This is a genomic window from Mucilaginibacter sp. P4_C11 (genome assembly GCF_056402115.1).
Map to the genome: position 1 here is coordinate 1 of NZ_JBFUIA010000056.1, position 18,034 is coordinate 18,034.

The following is an 18,034-nucleotide window of genomic DNA, read 5'->3' on the forward strand; positions in this document are numbered from 1 at the left end:
GTACAGGGATCAAAAATTTATAGAACAGGTTTGCAAAAAGATAATTGAGATCAGGAAGGCGAAAGGTATTGTTCAGGAAGATTTGGTTGAAAGAACTGGATTCGATATCAGACAAATTGGAAATATTGAAAGAGGTATAAGTAATACTTCAATAAGCAACTTAGCACACATTGCACGAGCCCTTGGTGTTCACCCTAAAGAACTTTTAGATTTTGATTTTGAATTGATCGAATATCCACCGACCAGAAAAGAAAGAAAAGCCAAGTAATCAATCTTGCGGCAACCTATATAGATTAAAAGATTGTTGCCCCTACAAAATAAATGTATCTATCAATACCTGTTTAATTTTTAGCTTCGCTTTCTATTATGAAAGAACCTAAGAAGAAATTAAGCAGACTCAAGCAATCGGACCTGGATGAAGGTCTGGATCGTCTATTAAAGGGCGACCTGATCTATCGTTGCAGTTTTTCTCAAATCGCAAAGCACTTTCTCACACCTTACTTTTCAATTCCGACTTTTTCATCAGATTTTACTTCAATTAGAAATGCTTATATAGAAGCAACCACTGAGGATAAAAAAATTGAAGCTAAAGTTTTATTCGAAATACCCGGATTAGAGCCCGATCCCTTGCCTGAAGAAGAGCAAGCGTTCTATCAATATATATGTGATCGTTATTTGTATTTAAAAAAAGAGCCTAAAGAATCTCTTGCAAATCTTTATGAAGATGCAACGAGCGATATCAGGGAAATCGATGCAAGGTTAAATGTTATACAGGAGAAGCTGGACGAAATAACCAAGGCGAATGATGCCAACGAAATCCAGGAAAAAAAGCCAGTACTGTATTTCTTTCAGGAACATAATGTCAAGGCTAAAGCAGAAATACTTCGTTTTATGCTTCATGATATAAAACAATATGCTTTAAGGGAGAGCTATAAGGGGCATCTTGGTGGAGTTTTTTGGTGGGACGTTCCATATCGATACCGAGGAAACCCGAACGGGTATAAACCCAGGCTACCACATGATCTTGATAATAAATTCCGTTACCTGACATTGAGCAGCCTGGAAAAGCTTAAAGTTAAATACGAAGAAGACAAACCAGCTTTTTACCATGATTTAGAACGGTATATAAAAAAAGAAGAAACAGTCTTCTCCATTGGTAATCTGCTTGGTCAAAATCATATTCTTTATGGAAGAGGTGAAATCATTGATGATGCCTTAAAAACTTATGAGAGCGGCGGAAAAATTATGTTCGCACATGCCGTTCCAACAATAATAGAAGGGATACTTCACGAACTTTGCCTGCAAATTGATGAAAAAGAGAATGATCTGCTTCAAAAAGGATTTCAATATAAACTGGATCAGCTTTTGCCTGTTTTTGGCGTAGAACTTTATTATGAATATTACTCATTCAGGTTCAGGATTATTCGCAATAAAATTGCCCATGGTAGGCTTACAAAAAGTGACGTGGATGAACTTGCCGATCTAATGTTGCTCGACCTTCACCAAATCTGCAAGCTTACCCTAAGCACCAAATTACAACTTAACCAGAAACGGTTTGTTATCGATGAACTTTCAAAAACGATAGAATCGCCAGACTATAAGTACCTCGTACAGTACCTTCACTTAGCCAAAGTAGAAGTCCCGGAATTTTATGGGCTGGCTGATAAGATCGAGGAAATAGAGAAACTTCCAGGAACAGCCGGATTTTGGGAATTCATCAATAAAGAATTAGACAATGGCGGAGAAACGGAAAGACATGGAGTGGTTTTCACGCTACAGGCTATCAAAAAACGCGAACCATTTGACCCTCGTTGCAGCGCATTGTTATCAAAAGCTAAACTCAGTAAACCAGATAAGGAAATCGCTATGGATTATTTAAATCGTCTCAGAAAAGATTATTGATAAAAATATAATTATTCCACTATTCTTATACCTGGCTCAGTGCCCTTATCCGGTCATTTTTGTTTTTTAAGGCAACAACATCGATATCCTCAAACTTGAAGGTTTTAAAAGTATTGCCTCTTAAACTGCTGGCATATTCGTAAAGACTGTCAGCTCCCTTATACACACTATCAAGCCAAGCGGGATTAGCGATAGTGTCGTAATACGATTTGTCAAGGTCAAACGCCTCACCCCGGAAACGAATATTGGCTTCCAGTGTGTAGCGGGAGCCAACATAAAAATGATCAATGTTATCTGCAATAATTGTTGTTGCCTGCTGAATTTGGCTTTTATCGTTGATTAAGGCAAGCAACTTGGTCAGGTCATGTGTACGAACTTTTTTATAGGTCTTTTTTTCATGGTCAATTGCCTCGAAGAAAAGGATCGCCTTCAGACTACACTCCATAGAAAAAACAAGATCTATCATCAACTTACTGCGATTACCAATCTCCGTTTGCTTGCTTTTTAAAAGGTTGTACCGTTCTAAAAATAACCGACTGTCATTTAAAAAATAACCAGCAATTTCTTCGTTAATTTCTCTTTGCATGAATGAGATAAATATTTGATTATTGGTTTTCAGGCATGTCAAACCTATAAGTTAAATAGTCCTGACGTGTTTCTCTTGCCGGACCATAGCCGTTCGATTTCAATTCTTTGTGTTTTGCAGACATTTCCCGATCTATTAAACCCTGCGGTAGAAATTTGGCTTTAAAGGTTATCAAACCGCTGGGGGGCACATTTGACAATACTTCATAAAAAGCCTTTAATTCGGCATCTTTTTCCGGGTGAGTTAAAGCTACCTGATCGCCAAAGGTCAATAACTCCCCATCTGTAAAGCTTATACTTTCTATTTTAAGGTTACTTTCATCCTTATCCGTAAAATATATTTTAAGAACGGATTTACCTGCAAGTCCTTCACTTAATTGTTCTTGTGTCATGATTTTATTAAAACCTAAAGTTACAACTAAGCAATTTAACAAGGGAAGAAAAGAAAATTCCTATTTATAAACAGATCCGCTTGTATTTCGCAGGAAAACAAAATAGTGATAACGGATTGGATTCCTGTGAAAGTCAAGCGCCCGCTTTTAGCCGGGCCGCCTGTTTCGATTGAAATGAGAAAGTGGCGGCCTGGCACCCACCTTTTCTAAAGCAGAGGTAGTAGTTTACAATGGCTCGTAAACCCTAATTTCAACGGGCAGGTCAGCCAATTTTTCCTCGATGAGCGGTTTGACCTTCGCCCAATCCAACCCGCCATTACCGCAGCCAGGTGCAGGAATAGCAACCGAGCGGACATCATTTTCGGAAAGGTAATCCCTTAAGGCTATTAGCCCCTGAACGATATAAGTGTATTCTGATGGCAATCTCCAGTGGGTTTTGGTCGGAAAATTGATTATGATTTTTTGGCCTATGAGTAAATTAACATCGTTAATAACCAATAATTTACCGATGGCCAGTTGCTTTGCAGCAAAAGCATTACGATAAGCTAAATAATTATGGGGGAACGCATTTTTAAAGGCAAGCGCAACACCCTTACCCATAACGCCAACTGTATTCACGGTATTAACCAAACAGTCGGCATCATCTTTTAATAAATCCCCTTTGTGATAAGTGATCATCGGTTTTCAATATGATTGTGAATATAATATTTTAATGAGTTTTGCGGTATATCACCATTCAAAATTTACCATGTACTGCGCTTAATATATAGCCGTTATTAATTTTGATTAGCTAATTGTTCTTTCAACGCAGCTAATTTTTGGTACATATCTTTCCAATAGGCATATAAATGAAGTTGATATTCCGAGGGTGAAGTCACCCTGTAATGGCGGTAATCATCAGCCTGCATGATGGCTAAATCAAGGTCTGTTACTTCTATGTTTTTCCCGTCTAAATCTGTGACTTCCATATTGATTGAATTAAGCGATTTTAAGTGGTTGCGCCCTGTATTCTTTCAGGTTGAGAAAAAGCGCATCATGGAAAATGATGCCCTCACGGAACATTTGCCACATCAGGGATGCGCCAAAATTCACTAAGGTAGAATTGATAAATAAATCCTGTTTGGCCAATGCTTCTGCAAGCGAACAGCTTGGAGTATCATCGGTCTTTTCGGATTGCGCCAACAAGTCTTTGTATTTCTCTGTCACAAAAGGCAGGTTGCCAACGGGAACAAATTGCTTAGAAGTCGGTTGCTTGATTTCCCCGACAGTTGATAATACCACCTGTCCTGTGTCCTTGCTATTTCCAAAATCCATCCAGTAAAGTGGTTTGTCACGGTGACCCGCTGAATTTTTCTTATAAATGTTCAGGATATTGGCAATCTCAAAACGGGCTGTTACGGTATCAACACAGGAGATAGTAATGGATGCCATGCCCTGTTCAATGGAACAATAATCTTTATCATACCTCTCGGTTACCGCTTTCCAGTTCAACCCGAAAAATCGATTAATGCGGTTAATTAGGGCTACCGATTTAAACTGTCCCAATTCTGCGGAGGTAAACAGCTGCCTTGCTAAGTTGGGCGTTTGTACAGTATCATCATCAAAGAGCGTAACCATAAAACCGGGATGGTTCAGGCCGTTCAATGCCTGGCTCATACGGGCAAGTGCAGTAAGCATTTGGCTTCCTGTTCCTCCTGCGCCAATCAGATTGATAGAAATTGGATTGTAAGGCTGTAACAATTCTTTTTGCACAATATGTACTGCGGTGAGCGGATTTAACTGCATAACTTTCTTTTTCATTTGATTAGATTTTTTAGTTGAAGATTTTTGTGTTTATTCAATAAATCGGTCGGGAATGGCTTGCCTGTAGCAACCTGTTGCTGCCAAAGTGAAACCAAATCAATTTGCGCACCGCTATGGCTACCAATGGTATGGCTGAAATAGCTATTAAAAAAGTAGGTTTCCCATTTGCTGATAAAATCCTCCAAGCGGGTAAAACGGTCAATGGAGATTTGCACCGTTCCCATACATACGTTACCGCTATCATAGATATTAAAATAGGGGGCATGATAAAGCAGCGTGTTAGCGTTCGGTTTGGTTTTTCCTTTCAGCGCATAGATATTCAGGCTGTTTTTGCTTGCTTTCCAAACCATTGCGGGAATGTGCGTCTTGCCCGATGGTACCTCTAAACCATCAACAAAAAACAGGTCAACGGCCATTGGCGGGGTGTACCAAATCACATAGCCCTCAGTCTGCGGGTCAAGGAACAAAACATTGACAGGCAATAAACCTTTAGGTTTTAGGTAATTGCTTTTCAGTTCCTCGGTGTTTTGGAACAGCTTGCTTAAAGACACCATTTCCGCTATGCTTAACGGGTGGGCGTTTATCGGCTGTCCCCGTTTCCCAATGTCATAGCTTTCAACATAAACCTCGTTCTTATCGGTTTCGTACCCGTAGCTATCTTTTTGGGTGGCTTGGTTTTGATATATCAGGAGTGCCTTTACCGGCGCAAATTGGTTGTTAAATTGTTCGCTAATATTTGTCATGGTTAGTTAATTATAGTCGTCGTATTGATTTAAGAAAGTACACAGCCTGTCCAAGAGCGGAAAAAAACGGCTCTCAAAACCGAAGCTTTCCCGTGTGGTGAGGTCGGGATTATCGAACAGCACCACATCAATCGGTTCATCGGTAATCCCCATTTCCTGAAAACTGCAATCAATCATAGACATGACTGTTTCTATCACAGTATCATTACCGCTCCAATAAAAGCTGACATATTCATCGGCTTTTATCCGCTCATTAATATCCGGGTAATACAGGTCGGGGCGTATCGCATCGTAAATGCTGCGGTTGGGATAGGCTTTATATAATTGTACAAACTCAATGGCCAGTATCGCCAGATCGTTATCCCTTACTTCGGCATTAGCATAATTAAGTACGGTATCTTCCATTTGTTCGAGCCTAATCTTTTCATCCATTAACCTGCCCAACTTGATACCTGAATTTTGGAGCATTGACAGTTCGTCCAGTTGTTCCTCCTTATAGGCCGTTTCTTCTGCATCATCCTCATACATTTCCTCATTTATCATATCTTCCACATAGCGGTATTGGTCAGCTAAAAAGGTGTTATAATCTGAATACATAGGAATCTGTACCACTTGGTACAGGTAAGCAAAAATGGCGGTCACGACTTCGGCAACGGGTTGTTGTTGAGCGTTTGAAACCCATTTCCACAGGGGTTTTACAGGAATGTAATATAATGTCCTGCCAGTATCGTACTGGTTGATGGTGGCTAAAACCGCCTCATGTGTATCATCTTTGAGGATAATGCAATCCAGTCTTTTATTGATAGCCTTTACCCGCTCATTGGTGACAGACCATGATTTGTAGATATTTTGTGGAAAGGATAAACAGCTTACATCGGGTATCAGCAAATCATAAAATTTACAGAGGTTTTCAAGAGAGCGGAAATACTCCGTTTCCGCTCTCTCTTTGTTGCCATCAAATAACCAAAATGGTTTGAATGTATGATTTAGAAAACCATGACCACCATTGCGGGTGGCGCGCTTCTTAACGGGTTGCGCTGTATTTCTCCCGCATCGGGCAGACGGTTTAGTTTTTCTGCGTAAAGCCCGAACTGTGCATAAATTCTCCATAGGTCGCTATCCTTATCAACTTTTACTTTGGTGATTACTTTGTTTTTCATGATTAGCCTTTCGTTCCCATTGTGGTTTCAAAATGGAACTGCATTTCGTCGTCCTTAAATTCGGGGCCACGTATTTTGGCGGTGGTGAGTATCGGGTATATGTTGGCGTAAAAATTCCGTACATCTTCTTTGGTGAGCTGTTCACCGGGGTCGGTCAAGCGTACTTCCTGACCGTTTTGTTTATGCAGGAATACCCTGCTGATAGTTGTTACTTCCATGATGGTAGGTCTATTGGTTATAAATCCTGTAAAAATTCCTCGTATTTGGCTTTGCGCTTTAAAAGTTCTGCGCCTTTTTCATTGATTTCCCCTGCCTTTTCAAGGTAATCAGCACAAGTTTGCAGCAGAGTTATAGCCTCGTCGTACTTAAATTGCTTGCTTAATTCCGCTACCTGTTCCAATACACTGGCGTAGCGTTTTTTCTTTTCAGCCAGTATTTTTTGCTCATTTTCCTGTGTAGAGAACAGGTTCTCCGTTTCTTCATTTTCATCATCATCGGTTTCGGTTGCCGATGCGGTAGTGGATTTACCTTTGTTAGTCTTGTTCTTTTTTTCCTGTTCGGCTTTAGCAAGGTCTTTTGCTTTATCCAGGCTTCGCTGATAAGCCTCGACATTGGAAAAAAACGCAGCCGTTTTTGCAAGAGGTGTTGCGATGGTTTCAAAAAAGCGTTCGTCCAATTCAGTTGCTTCGCCTTTTAAGGTTAAAGGCTGAATTGTGCTTGTTTTATCTGCGGTCTCGTTAGGCAGATGAACGGTAACTGTTAACCTCCCTGTTGCATTTTTAATCAGATAGATATTCAGCAGGCCACCAAATTCCAGTGCGCTGATGTTTTCAAAAAAGTTCGTTTTCATGATATTTCGGTTTCTTGTCTTTTAAAATTTTTGTTCCTTTTCCTTTTTGATAGCGGGCTATGTACCCGTTGCTTTCAATGACAGCCCGGAGCATAATTTCGGCGTGTCTAATTGCAAAAGCATCTTCTGCGCTGACGAACAATAGGTTGGTATCATCAAAAAAGCGCAGGGTGTTTGCCAACACCTTAATGGCTTTTCGCTCGGTTTTACTGGCTAAATGGCTCATGTGTTTAGTATTCTAAATTGATACATTGCTCTTTGGTAGCATTAAGTAAGCTTTCTATGTAGGCCACAAATTCGCCCTGCTTGATTATCCTATTAAATGTGATGCTTTCAAAGGCGTAATCATCTTTGATGGTTAGCCATTCATCACCGCCATTTATCTGATTGATAAAGCATAGATTTTTGAAATAGTAGCCTTGTCCGAGGCACCAGTTACCTTGTTCAAATAGGTATTCCAGTTCTGCAAGGCTTGCCACTCTTACGAGCATATATTTACTAAATGGCGGGTCGTTCGCTTCTGCAATCCAAGGGTTATCCAAGCCAATGGCTTCCCATGTTGCTATTAAATCTTTGGCATCAAAATCATTTTCCATGATGTGCGTTTTTTTTGTTGCTTGAATAGTTTTGAAATCGTGTGAAAGCAGCACCCCGTTTACAGGGTGCTGTTGTGCGGTTTTAGAATGGCAAATCATCATCATCACCGCCACCTGCTGCAACGGCAGCTTTTTTACCCGCCTTTTTGTCTTTTGGCGCATCGGTTGGTTTTACACCGTTAGAACCAAATAGCTTGACGGTATCAACAGAGCAAACGAGGTCCGCTTGTACTTTACCCTCGCGGTTTTCCCATGTTTGGGCTTCTACCCATCCTGAAATTTCGACGATTGCGCCTTTGGTGAGGTACACGGCCAAACCGGGATTCACCCAATAAGAGCAGTTAACGTAAGCGGTCTTTTCCTTTTTTTCACCTGCTTTGGTTTTGTAGCGTTGGTTCAGGGCTACGGTGAAATTGGTTACTTGTTTGTCGCCTTTTATAGTTCTTACTTCGGCGTTTGCGGTAATTCTTCCTGTGAATAACATTTTTTTTAATTTTTAAGTGAATAAATCTGTTTGGCTTTCCTTATCTCGCTTTGCTTTTCTTTATTATTTTTTAAAAGAAAAAGGGAAAAAAGAAAGCCATAGGAAGTGCCGGCTCATAGCCAAAAGGAAACGGAATAAGTCCCGGAGGGTGGATTGGGGAGGTACGAGCCAAGCCATTATGCCGTAGTCTTTTGGCGTACTCCAAAAAAGGAATACGGCAAGACCTTAGCTGCGCTTTTTACCCGTTTCGACTGAAAAATATAAATCATTAATTATCAATCTAATCCAACGGAAAACATCGTCGCCAATGGTGATTGTATTGCTAAGTGTGTTAGCATTTCTTATATTTAAGCTTTGAACAAAAGGATGGAAATCAGGCGGACAATAGAAGAGGTATTTGACATTCAGAAGGGCGTGAAAGTCTTAGCCAGTGATTTTTTTCGGCAGCCATTTGATGTGCTCACCCAGGCCAGGAATGAACAGGAAAGAGCTAACCAGGCTAAGCGACAAAAGTGGATGGTCTGTTACACATGTGGCGAAAATATCCGTATTCGTGGCGGCAAATCGCCTGAAGAAATCCTGAAACCCGGCAAAGGTTTTCATTTTGCTCATCTCCATAACAGTAAAGATTGCCCGATTAAGACAACCTCTAAATATAGCCGTCAGGACATCAACCGGATGCAATACAGGGGCATTGCAGAGGGAGAACCTCACATTGAACTGAAGGCAAAGCTCTATCAGGGCCTTAATCTCAATGCTATGCATAAAGGTCAGGTTAGCGAACTGCAGCTGGAAAAGGTCATACGGAGCTTGGAAGAAAACGAGTGGCGAAAACCGGATATCAATCTGGTATTCAATAATCGCAGGTTAGCTGTTGAACTTCAACTATCGACTACCTGGCTGGATGTGATTGTCGGCCGGCAGGAATTTTACCGGCTGGAAGGAATCTTTATACTATGGGTTTTTAATGAATTTGATTATAAAGACAGCAGCCGCAAGCTTGCCTTTTCTGATATTATCTACACCAATAATTACAACGCGTTTATTTTTGATGAAGAAGCAAGAGCGGCAACACTCCAACAAAAAGATCTGGTGCTAAAATGTTACTACCAGCATCATTTTGCGAATAAAGCACAGGTACTAAATAAGTGGGAAAGCCAGCTCATTACTTTGGATCAACTCACTTTTGATACCAACACATTAAAAGTTTATTACAGGGATATCGCTTCGGAAAAGCGCCTGGCCGAAGCGGCCGTTAAGGTCTATAAGGCACAGCTATTGAAAGAAGAGCAAGAAGCCCGAAGTGAGAGAAACAAGCTGCGCGGAGTCCGTGATCGGCATAAGACAGATCATCTCACTTTGCAAAAAGAGATTCAGGAGACTGGCAAGGAAATAGAGAAGCTCGAAAAGCGATTAAATGAAACCACTCAAAATGGTGAAAGTAGCGAGCGTGACCTGTTACAAGCTAAAGCGACGGCAGATGATATTGCTGGCAGGCTGGAAAGCTATTGGAGAACATTGCCTCAGCCCGTTGAAATTCTTAAAAGTGATTTAGTAAAACGACGAAAGCAATCAAATACGGAATTAAAGGAGCTGGAGGAACGGTTTGCAAAAATAAGTGCAAAAGACAATTACTATCGTAAAGGAAGGGTTAAACGGGTAAATGACATAGAATATCATGTACTGGACAGGGCCAAGGACTGGGAATTTATCACAAAAAATGCAGACCGTTTATATCTCTACAAAACCGATCATGAAAAAAACCTTTTTGCTTCGGCACCTGAGTTACAGCAACTCAACAATCATAAAATCCAGCAGATGCGGCATACAGCACTCGTGGAATTTGTGATCGACTATTCAGAGGATTTTAAGGCTAATACCGCTGAGTTCAATCAACTGAAAGAGAAAATTGATAGGATTAAAGCCCAGCAAGCTGATTTTGATGGGAAAGTTGGTAGTGTCTTAGCGAGAAACCTAAAAAGCTACTATCAGGATAGTATCATTAAATATAACCAGGAGGCTAAATTGATCAAAGCGCAACTGGCTTCAAATCAATTGGAAAAACAGMAAATGGATAAAAAAGCAGATGAACTATTTGATGAGATCATCAACCTCGATTACCTGGATTATTATGATAATGAAGATCATAATAATTACTAAAAAAACATACCCAAGCCCTTCTTGACATCCAGTTTACACTATTTTTTGCTTCTGTGCTTATATTTGTATTGCAAGGATCAGTAACTACCTTTCTCCCGCAAGCACCAGTAAATCACTGCAATCTCATAGAGAACCATTTCTGCTTTCAGCGCATTCTAAGGGACAAGATCTTTAGCATTTCACTTAAAATATTTTCGTAAATGAGGCAACTTAAAATTAGTGAGTCAATCACCAATCGTGAGACAGCATCGTTGAATCAGTATTTGTCAGATATCGCAAAGATTCCGATGGTTACTCCGCAAGAAGAGGTGACGTTGACACAAAAAATCAGAGAAGGCGACCAGGCAGCGTTAGAAAGATTAACCACTGCCAATTTAAGGTTCGTAGTTTCCGTGGCAAAACAATATCAAAGTTCAGGGCTGACACTTGGCGACCTGATCAATGAGGGCAATGTTGGTTTAGTTAAAGCGGCCAAGCGTTTTGATGAAACAAAAGGGTTTAAATTTATATCCTATGCCGTATGGTGGATTCGGCAATCCATCTTGTCAGCTATAAATGAACAATCGCGCATGATTCGATTGCCATTAAACAAAGTTGGGGATATTTCAAAGATTGCAAAAGCGGCATCCAAACTGGAACAACAGTTTGAGCGCCAGCCAACACCGGAAGAATTAGCGGAGGACCTGGAATTATCTGCAGAAAAGATCAGTGACACGTTAGGGCATTCCGGCAGGCACATTTCTTATGATTCACCATTTTCCAGTGAGGAGGAAAATACGTTATTGGATGTGCTGCACAGCCCCGAACCTGCTACAGATAAAGGCCTAATGACCGAATCACTATCAGTGGAGGTATCCAATTGTATGCGTGTGCTTGGCGAAAAAGAAAAAGATATATTGTCCCTTTTCTTTGGACTGGGTACACAACAGGCCCAAAGCCTTGAAGAAATTGGCGATAAATATAACCTTACCCGCGAAAGAGTAAGACAGATTAAAGATAAAGCACTTTCCAGGCTTCGGGAAAATTCACGGGCATGGGTGTTAAAGGGCTATTTAGATTGACAAAAAAAACTCCTTGCGACAACAAGGAGTTTTTTATTTAATTATCCTGGCGGGATTACCGAATAGCACATTAGGGATTGAAACGGCATCCTTCGACAGAAGATATAGTGGAAAGCCCGACCGTAGGGAATGCCATAATGTTTTAAAGTTCCCTAATTAAGCAAATTAAGAAGTTTTGAATTCTTATCATATTTGATCGGAGCCCGCCATAAATGCCCAATTCACAATTTGGTCAAGCGTTCCGAGAATGGCAGACCTACCTTCTTCGGTTTTCAGGTTAATGTCTGCAAATTGGTGTCCATTATTACGGGTATGCAAAACGATATAATAAATTCCGCCAACCAGCAGAGCTGCTACAGCCCGAAAGTTGACAGGCGAATTTTCAAAATACGGATCGGTCATTTCTAAAAAATCCTGCCCGATGCTTTCTCTTGCGTTATGAATGCTTTGCAATATTCGACTTGTTCCGGAAAGTTCCATAAGGATCAAATTTTGCATTTCCTGTTCTTTGGAAAAGAACCTGAATAATTCCTGCAAAATGTCCGTTATTATTAATTGGCTATTGTCAGGTCGGGCATCTTTTAAAAGTAATTTCAGGTGCTCCGAAAAGAGCATCCAATAATCATTTTCAGTAATATAAGCTTCCGTAAGGTTATCTAAATTACCAAAATAACGGTAAACCAATTTTCTATCAACACCTGCCTCGCGCGCAACATTACTTATACGAACGTCCTTAAAACCCTTTGTTTTAATGATCTGACCTACAGCGTCGATAAGCTTTCGCTTGGTTTGTTCTTTATCTTTCATTGGATAAGGATTAAGGTTATCCCTGTTTTGCACCTAAAATATCAATAAGCAAACCTTACGTTAGCCTATACCATTCTTTTTCCTGCTTAACCGTCACAAAATTAAAATCTCAACGTGGAGAGAAGTCCGCCATCGACCGATAATATTTCTCCATATAGATACTGGGAATCTGTTGATGCCAAAAAGAGAGATGCCTGAGCAATATCATCTGGTCTGCCAAACCGTTGTGCTGGTATTCTTTTGAAGGCTTTTACAATCGGTGAGTCCTCGTCATTTATGAATGGTTGAACCATAGGCGTTTGAATTAAACCGGGTGCGATGGCATTAGCCCTAATGCCATCATGGCCCATCTCGGCATTAATTTGCTTTGTAAAGCCGACTATGGCGTGTTTAGATATGGTATAGGCCATTCCTGCTCCACCGCCAATCAGGCCTGCATCCGAGGCCATGTTTACAATAACTCCATATTTATGGTCAATCATGCTTTGCAGAACATATTTAGTCACCAAAAAAGTTCCTTCAACATTTACTGATAGTATCTTTCTTAATAGCGGCAAATCTGTCTGTGCCATGGGGATAAGATTGTCAAATACCCCGGCTGTATTGCAAAGAATGCTTATTTTTCCATACGCCTTAATGGCTTGTTCATAAAGGGTTATTACTTCCTGTTCGTTGCTGATATCGGTGGTAATACCTATTGCATCGCCTCCGTTGGCTTTAATTTCTGATACCGTTTCCTGTAATTTTTCAGACTGAATATCGGCTACGATTATTTTAGCACCTTCCCTGGCAAACAGTAAGGCCTGAGCCTTGCCTATTCCAGATGCCGCACCCGTGATCAGGGCCACTTGATTTGCTAATTTCATTTCTGTTTTATTAAGATCTTTTAATTTATTGCATAAAAAGAAACCCACTTAAAACAAACTTCTGGTTCTAAGTGGGCTTCCGGTATTATTTGAAGGCGATTATTTCCGCCAGTTCTATAGACGGCTCTGGTTCAAACAGATCGTCCGCTGCCGACATCAGAGCGCCAACAAGTTTTCCGCTCAAATGGGCCTGACGGCTTTCTTCCGATTCAAATGTATCGAAGATTCCGAAGGTGGTCGGCCCCAGTTTTAAAGCATACCATGAAATGGTTTCCGTTTCCAGTTGAACCAACGGTAATGCATTGTTCAGGAAGTCTGCTAATTCGTTTTCTTTTCCGGGTTTGGCCTCCAATTTGGCCAGGATCGCTAATTTAACCATTGTGTTTATGTTGAATTGATTTATTTGATTGAGGAATTGTCTCGGCTAAGATTACGCTGATACAGCCGAGCATGATCATTCTTGTGATAAAACAGATAAAAATTTCCATAGATTTCGATTTTCGTAAGGGTATCCCATTGCTTTTAATACCCTGATAGACGATGCAGACCGCCTCACCTTACAGCGGGTTGAAAAAAAATTCAAAATAGCTTCTGCGTGAATTTTTACAAACTGTATATCAGTTAATTATGAAATAATATTGAATTTTATTATTTTCAGTGTAAGGATATATTTGCAGAAACGTCCGTGTGATAAAACAACTACTATATGATAGGGACCAACAGGAAACTTGACCCGGGGCTTTGGGTCAAAAACTATGCGGATTATCTGTATAACTTTTCGATACAAAGGGTTAATGATGAGGACATGGCGAATGACCTGGTACAGGATACATTTTTATCGGCTTTGGAAAATGCCGGGACCTTTGCCGGGAACAGCAGCGAATTAACCTGGCTCAGGGCCATACTTAGAAACAAAATAATCGATTACTATCGAAAAAAGTCTTCCGGCCTGAACGCGGTTACCGAGCGGCGGGATTTTGAAGAAAACCCGGTCGAATATTTTGGAGAGGATGGTATCTGGAAAGCAGAATTCGCGCCGACTCCTTTTGGGAACGAGGGGCATCAGCGGTTAGATATGAAGGAGTTTTATACGGTACTGGAGTTTTGTATGGAAAAATTACCTGCCTTATGGATGTCCATCTTTCGGATGAAACACCTGGATGAGGAAAAAMCGGATGTGATCTGCAAGGAACTGCGGGTCACCTCATCGAACTATTGGGTGATCATTCACCGCGCCAAACTGAGTTTAAGGGAATGTTTGCAAAAAAACTGGATATGAAAAAGTGGATCAACAATTTAAGGCTGAAGGCTAACGGACAAAAATACACTTGCCGCCGTGCGACCTATTTTATCGAAAAGCGGCACGAAAAAGCATTGAATTTAAGTGACCTGACCGAGTTGTATATGCATTTAATCATTTGCCCTTTCTGCCGCCTTTACAGGATACAAAGCGCTATGATCCACAAAATGCTCCGGAAAATCATCAGGACAGAATCAGCTAATACCGTTGCCATGAACGGCGACGTCAAAGTGCAGCTACAGCAAATAATCGACGAAAAAAACAGAAATATTTAATTTTCAATGTAAGGATGGTCAGCCGGCCTCGTCTGTCAGGTCAAAGATTAATTCCAAACATTAAAATTAAAAACATGAAAAAATTGATGATGGCTGCATTGGCCCTGACCTTAGGCTGCAGCGCAATGGCACAAACCAAAGCAGACACGACCCAAAAACCGGAGAACTTTGTAATGCGTTACCACGGTAAAATGATGAAGATCGTTGACGGAAAACCTACACCGATGACCGAAACTATTACGCTGAATAATGGCGCTAAGGTAGCGGTTGACGGATCGGTTAAATTGCCTAACGGTAAGAAACTGAAGATCAAAGAAAATCAAAAAGTAACCATGAGCGGCAAAATGTCGATGGCCACCGGTAACTAATCATTTATCCGTTCAGCAAAGTCTGGTACATACCGGACTTTGCTGATTTTAACACTTAAGAACATGTCAACAACTGAAAATACCCCCTTTACCACGGAGCAGATCGCTCAGCAGTTTTTTGAACTCGTATCACAAGGAAAATTCGAAGAAGCGCAAAACACTTACTTTTCTTCAGAGATCATCAGCATCGAAATTCCCGATGCCGACGGCTTCCGCAAAAAAGACCAGAGCCTTGAAGCGATTGCCGCTAAACGTGAGGCATTCCAGGCCATTGTCGCCAGTGTAGAGGGCTTAAAAACTGGCCAGCTGATCATCCAGGGCAATTCCTTCGCGTTTGCTTTCGAACTTGATTTTACTGTAAAAGGCGGCGGCCCGCAACGCCTTGCCGAGATTTGCGTTTACCAGGTCGAAGCCGGAAAGATCATCGTAGAGCAATTCTTTAATTAACTATACCCGATCCCTTTAATTGAAAACGTCTGGCAACCTAATTGCCAGACGTTTTTTTATGGATGGCCGAATAGCTTAGAGATCCGGGTCATTAACCAAAGTGGCAGCCATCTCCGGACTCAAATCATATTGATTCTGCAGTGCGGCATTCAGATATTTATTGGCATCATAGCCCTTACCCAAACCTTTTAACAGACTGCCGATATAAAAAAGTTCCAGTCCTTCCAGCGGTCTGCCGGCAACATATTGTTCGTAAACCCGGTAAGCTTCATTCTTTTTATTGTTTCTGAAAAGCGCATACGCCAGCCACGCATAGGTTTGCGGGGTAGCGCGGTTAAAAAGTTCAGCCCTGGCCAGTTTTTCAGCTTCGAATGGCTGATTAAGGATGCCTGTATAAATTTCGATCAGGTATTTATTGTACATCATACCATAACGCGGATCGGTTGCGGCATGGACAAAAGCGGCGGCATACTTTTTTTGAAAAGATTTATTACCGGATTCCTGCGCTGCCTGATACATTTTAAAAAGGGGGTCAGGAAGTTTATTATGGGAAAGCACGAAGTTAAATAAGCGGTTTGCCGCCACCGGATCATGATCATGCACTAAAGCGATCCAGCCTATCCCTAAAATACTATGAACATCAACACTGTTAATTCGCGCACATTCCTTATATGCACTGAGCGCCTTTTCCAGATCGCCGGTATGTAAGTACAGATCGCCTTGATTGGACAGCGCTAAGTCCTTCAGGTATGGCCCCCTGGCCAATGATACCGTTTTATTGATGGCGGTTAATGCGCTGTCGGTCATTCCCTGGAGATGGTCATATTTTGCGCGCCTGAAATAGTAATTATAATCCCCAAACGGCTTTAATTGGGAAAGATAAAATTTGGCTTCGTTATAATAGCCCAGTTCAAAACTGACGTCAAAGGAAACATTATTACTGGTATAATTTTTAATCCCTAGCATTTTTGCCGAATCCAGTAGTAATTGCGCGCTGCTGAAACGGTGTTGCAACATCGCGGCAGCTATCAAGGCCAAATCTGCAGAGGCCAATTTATGGCGATAAGTATTACTGATCGCCCTGTAGATACTGTCAGCAGATCTGGCATCGTTAATGTCACCAAATTGATGAAAGCGCATGATGAGCGTCGCGGCATATCTGGCTTCATCGGTATTTTGCGGGTTCTCCGGATCAATTCTCCGCTGCCAGAATTTCATATCGGTATTGTTATCCGCAACAGCTGCAGGTAAGGTATAATGGTTTATCAGGCTGTCGACATATATTTTGCCAACCAATGGCTGGCGCTTACAGGAGCTAAAGACCAAGGTCACTGCTATAAGAGAGAAAAAAATTTTCATGATTACATTTTTAAATAAGCATCCGTTAATCGGCTGTCAGGTAGGAAATATAAAGCCGCACTATTGTTTAATTCAATTGGCTTAAGACACCATTAAAGGAGAGCTGGTATAGTTTCCGCAGGGCATTGTGGTTTCCACGCCCAAAAAAGTTCCTAAAAGAAAATACGCTGGATGGTCCAGCACCCTGCGATAACGACTATAATGGCCGATAATGGCATTACAACGAATTTTCGGTAATAAGGCTTTTTTCCGAACCATTTTGCCAAGAGAAAATACGCTGCCATAATAATGGTAAGCTGGCCGAGTTCAACACCGATATTGAACATGATCAGGCTGAACAGATAGGAACTTTTAGGAAGGCCTAGCGTGCTTAACACACTTGCAAAACCCAGACCATGGATCAATCCAAATAGAAATACAACACCGATACGTGATGCCTTAAGCTTTGGTGAAAATATATTTTCAAGGGCAACAAACAATATGGATACTGCGATTAACGGCTCGACTATTTTTACCGGAGGCGTAATAACGCCATACATAGCCAGGCCCAGCGTTATCGAGTGGGCCACTGTGAAAGCAGTAGCCTGGGTCAACAGCGGTTTGATTTTAGGACTTAAAAGAAACAAACTCAGGATAAAGAGAATGTGGTCGAATCCAAGCGGCAAAATATGGCGATATCCCAAACCGAGATAAACCAGCGCCGCTTCCCCGCCAGACATTTTCGATAGTTCTTTAACGACCACATGCGCGCTTGCCGGGTCGCTCCAAATCGCTAACAGGAAGACAATTATTAAGGCACGGCCCCAAACATTTAAATGCTGGCTTTGTAAAATTTTAGCCATTGGATGTTAAAAAAACAGGCCGGAATCACTCCGG

General features: G+C 41.2%; 26 protein-coding genes. 8 read left to right on the top strand and 18 right to left on the bottom strand.

The window, feature by feature from the left end; genetic code table 11:
* Both AC1DU2_RS29390 and AC1DU2_RS29395 read left to right on the top strand, forming a co-directional pair.
* Positions 1-268: helix-turn-helix domain-containing protein (locus AC1DU2_RS29390; RefSeq protein WP_477389057.1), on the top strand; the 268-nt coding region annotated here is incomplete at its 5' end.
* Positions 269-366: 98 nt separating this feature from the next.
* Positions 367-1,902 (top strand): hypothetical protein, encoded by a 1,536-nt coding sequence (locus tag AC1DU2_RS29395; protein WP_477389059.1) that lies wholly within the window; start codon positions 367-369, stop codon positions 1,900-1,902.
* Positions 1,903-1,927: 25 nt separating this feature from the next.
* Here AC1DU2_RS29395 and AC1DU2_RS29400 read toward each other — a convergent pair whose 3' ends face one another.
* From AC1DU2_RS29400 to AC1DU2_RS29460, 13 genes are all read right to left on the bottom strand, one after another.
* Positions 1,928-2,488, bottom strand: coding sequence for a HEPN domain-containing protein (locus tag AC1DU2_RS29400; protein WP_477389061.1), 561 nt, complete (start codon positions 2,486-2,488; stop codon positions 1,928-1,930).
* A 19-nt stretch (positions 2,489-2,507) separates the two neighbouring features.
* Positions 2,508-2,879 carry a hypothetical protein gene (locus AC1DU2_RS29405; protein ID WP_477389063.1) on the bottom strand — a complete coding sequence of 124 codons (372 nt, stop codon included), beginning with the start codon at positions 2,877-2,879 and terminating at the stop codon, positions 2,508-2,510.
* 225 nt (positions 2,880-3,104) lie between these two features.
* Positions 3,105-3,557, bottom strand: coding sequence for a macro domain-containing protein (locus AC1DU2_RS29410; RefSeq protein ID WP_477389065.1), 453 nt, complete (start codon positions 3,555-3,557; stop codon positions 3,105-3,107).
* Between the two features lie 98 nt (positions 3,558-3,655).
* Positions 3,656-3,847, bottom strand: a complete 192-nt coding sequence (locus AC1DU2_RS29415; RefSeq protein ID WP_477389067.1) for a hypothetical protein — start codon at positions 3,845-3,847, stop codon at positions 3,656-3,658.
* Positions 3,848-3,857: 10 nt separating this feature from the next.
* Complete coding sequence (locus AC1DU2_RS29420) at positions 3,858-4,679, bottom strand: PRTRC system ThiF family protein (RefSeq protein ID WP_477389069.1); 822 nt, start codon at positions 4,677-4,679, stop codon at positions 3,858-3,860.
* Positions 4,676-5,425 carry a hypothetical protein gene (locus AC1DU2_RS29425; RefSeq protein ID WP_477389071.1) on the bottom strand — a complete coding sequence of 250 codons (750 nt, stop codon included), beginning with the start codon at positions 5,423-5,425 and terminating at the stop codon, positions 4,676-4,678. Before AC1DU2_RS29425 ends, AC1DU2_RS29420 begins: the two co-directional genes overlap by 4 nt.
* 6 nt (positions 5,426-5,431) lie before the next feature.
* Positions 5,432-6,313, bottom strand: a complete 882-nt coding sequence (locus AC1DU2_RS29430; protein ID WP_477389073.1) for a hypothetical protein — start codon at positions 6,311-6,313, stop codon at positions 5,432-5,434.
* 98 nt (positions 6,314-6,411) lie between these two features.
* On the bottom strand, positions 6,412-6,585 hold the full coding sequence (locus AC1DU2_RS29435; protein WP_477389075.1) for a hypothetical protein: 174 nt from the start codon (positions 6,583-6,585) through the stop codon (positions 6,412-6,414).
* Between the two features lie 2 nt (positions 6,586-6,587).
* A complete protein-coding gene (locus AC1DU2_RS29440) occupies positions 6,588-6,803 on the bottom strand; it encodes a PRTRC system protein C (protein WP_477389077.1) in 216 nt (71 codons plus the stop codon).
* 17 nt (positions 6,804-6,820) lie between these two features.
* Positions 6,821-7,435: a PRTRC system protein E gene (locus tag AC1DU2_RS29445; protein WP_477389079.1), complete on the bottom strand. Its 615-nt coding sequence runs from the start codon at positions 7,433-7,435 to the stop codon at positions 6,821-6,823.
* Positions 7,416-7,661: a hypothetical protein gene (locus AC1DU2_RS29450; RefSeq protein WP_477389081.1), complete on the bottom strand. Its 246-nt coding sequence runs from the start codon at positions 7,659-7,661 to the stop codon at positions 7,416-7,418. The genes AC1DU2_RS29445 and AC1DU2_RS29450 overlap by 20 nt, the downstream gene beginning before the upstream one ends.
* A gap of 4 nt (positions 7,662-7,665) precedes the next feature.
* Positions 7,666-8,193 (bottom strand): hypothetical protein, encoded by a 528-nt coding sequence (locus tag AC1DU2_RS29455; RefSeq protein WP_477389083.1) that lies wholly within the window; start codon positions 8,191-8,193, stop codon positions 7,666-7,668.
* Entirely contained in the window at positions 8,114-8,515 is a 402-nt protein-coding gene (locus tag AC1DU2_RS29460; RefSeq protein ID WP_477389085.1) for a single-stranded DNA-binding protein, read from the bottom strand. The genes AC1DU2_RS29455 and AC1DU2_RS29460 overlap by 80 nt, the downstream gene beginning before the upstream one ends.
* A gap of 354 nt (positions 8,516-8,869) precedes the next feature.
* Here AC1DU2_RS29460 and AC1DU2_RS29465 point away from each other — a divergent pair, with 354 nt between their 5' ends.
* The gene (locus tag AC1DU2_RS29465; RefSeq protein ID WP_477389087.1) at positions 8,870-10,675 is read left to right on the top strand and encodes a DUF6035 family protein; all 1,806 of its coding nucleotides are present in this window, start codon (positions 8,870-8,872) and stop codon (positions 10,673-10,675) included.
* Positions 10,676-10,875: 200 nt separating this feature from the next.
* A complete protein-coding gene (locus AC1DU2_RS29470; protein WP_477389089.1) occupies positions 10,876-11,736 on the top strand; it encodes a sigma-70 family RNA polymerase sigma factor in 861 nt (286 codons plus the stop codon).
* A 186-nt stretch (positions 11,737-11,922) separates the two neighbouring features.
* Here the strand turns inward: AC1DU2_RS29470 and AC1DU2_RS29475 are convergent, their stop codons facing one another.
* The 3 genes from AC1DU2_RS29475 to AC1DU2_RS29485 all read right to left on the bottom strand — a co-directional run bounded on the left by AC1DU2_RS29475 (position 11,923) and on the right by AC1DU2_RS29485 (position 13,788).
* Positions 11,923-12,543 carry a TetR/AcrR family transcriptional regulator gene (locus tag AC1DU2_RS29475; RefSeq protein WP_477389091.1) on the bottom strand — a complete coding sequence of 207 codons (621 nt, stop codon included), beginning with the start codon at positions 12,541-12,543 and terminating at the stop codon, positions 11,923-11,925.
* Positions 12,544-12,644: 101 nt separating this feature from the next.
* Entirely contained in the window at positions 12,645-13,409 is a 765-nt protein-coding gene (locus AC1DU2_RS29480) for an SDR family NAD(P)-dependent oxidoreductase (protein ID WP_477389093.1), read from the bottom strand.
* A gap of 85 nt (positions 13,410-13,494) precedes the next feature.
* Entirely contained in the window at positions 13,495-13,788 is a 294-nt protein-coding gene (locus AC1DU2_RS29485) for a putative quinol monooxygenase (protein WP_477389095.1), read from the bottom strand.
* A gap of 327 nt (positions 13,789-14,115) precedes the next feature.
* On the opposite strand from AC1DU2_RS29485, the gene AC1DU2_RS29490 reads away from it, so the two are divergent.
* The 4 genes from AC1DU2_RS29490 to AC1DU2_RS29505 all read left to right on the top strand — a co-directional run bounded on the left by AC1DU2_RS29490 (position 14,116) and on the right by AC1DU2_RS29505 (position 15,799).
* Positions 14,116-14,688 carry a sigma-70 family RNA polymerase sigma factor gene (locus tag AC1DU2_RS29490; protein ID WP_477389097.1) on the top strand — a complete coding sequence of 191 codons (573 nt, stop codon included), beginning with the start codon at positions 14,116-14,118 and terminating at the stop codon, positions 14,686-14,688.
* Positions 14,685-14,984, top strand: coding sequence for a hypothetical protein (locus AC1DU2_RS29495; RefSeq protein WP_477389099.1), 300 nt, complete (start codon positions 14,685-14,687; stop codon positions 14,982-14,984). Before AC1DU2_RS29490 ends, AC1DU2_RS29495 begins: the two co-directional genes overlap by 4 nt.
* A gap of 74 nt (positions 14,985-15,058) precedes the next feature.
* A complete protein-coding gene (locus AC1DU2_RS29500; RefSeq protein ID WP_090652565.1) occupies positions 15,059-15,352 on the top strand; it encodes a DUF6799 domain-containing protein in 294 nt (97 codons plus the stop codon).
* Between the two features lie 63 nt (positions 15,353-15,415).
* Entirely contained in the window at positions 15,416-15,799 is a 384-nt protein-coding gene (locus tag AC1DU2_RS29505) for a SnoaL-like domain-containing protein (protein ID WP_477389102.1), read from the top strand.
* 75 nt (positions 15,800-15,874) lie between these two features.
* On the opposite strand, the gene AC1DU2_RS29510 is transcribed toward AC1DU2_RS29505, so the two are convergent.
* A complete protein-coding gene (locus tag AC1DU2_RS29510) occupies positions 15,875-17,158 on the bottom strand; it encodes a tetratricopeptide repeat protein (RefSeq protein WP_477389104.1) in 1,284 nt (427 codons plus the stop codon).
* A 152-nt stretch (positions 17,159-17,310) separates the two neighbouring features.
* Positions 17,311-18,000 (bottom strand): HupE/UreJ family protein, encoded by a 690-nt coding sequence (locus AC1DU2_RS29515; RefSeq protein ID WP_477389106.1) that lies wholly within the window; start codon positions 17,998-18,000, stop codon positions 17,311-17,313.
* Between the last annotated feature and the right edge of the window lie 34 nt (positions 18,001-18,034).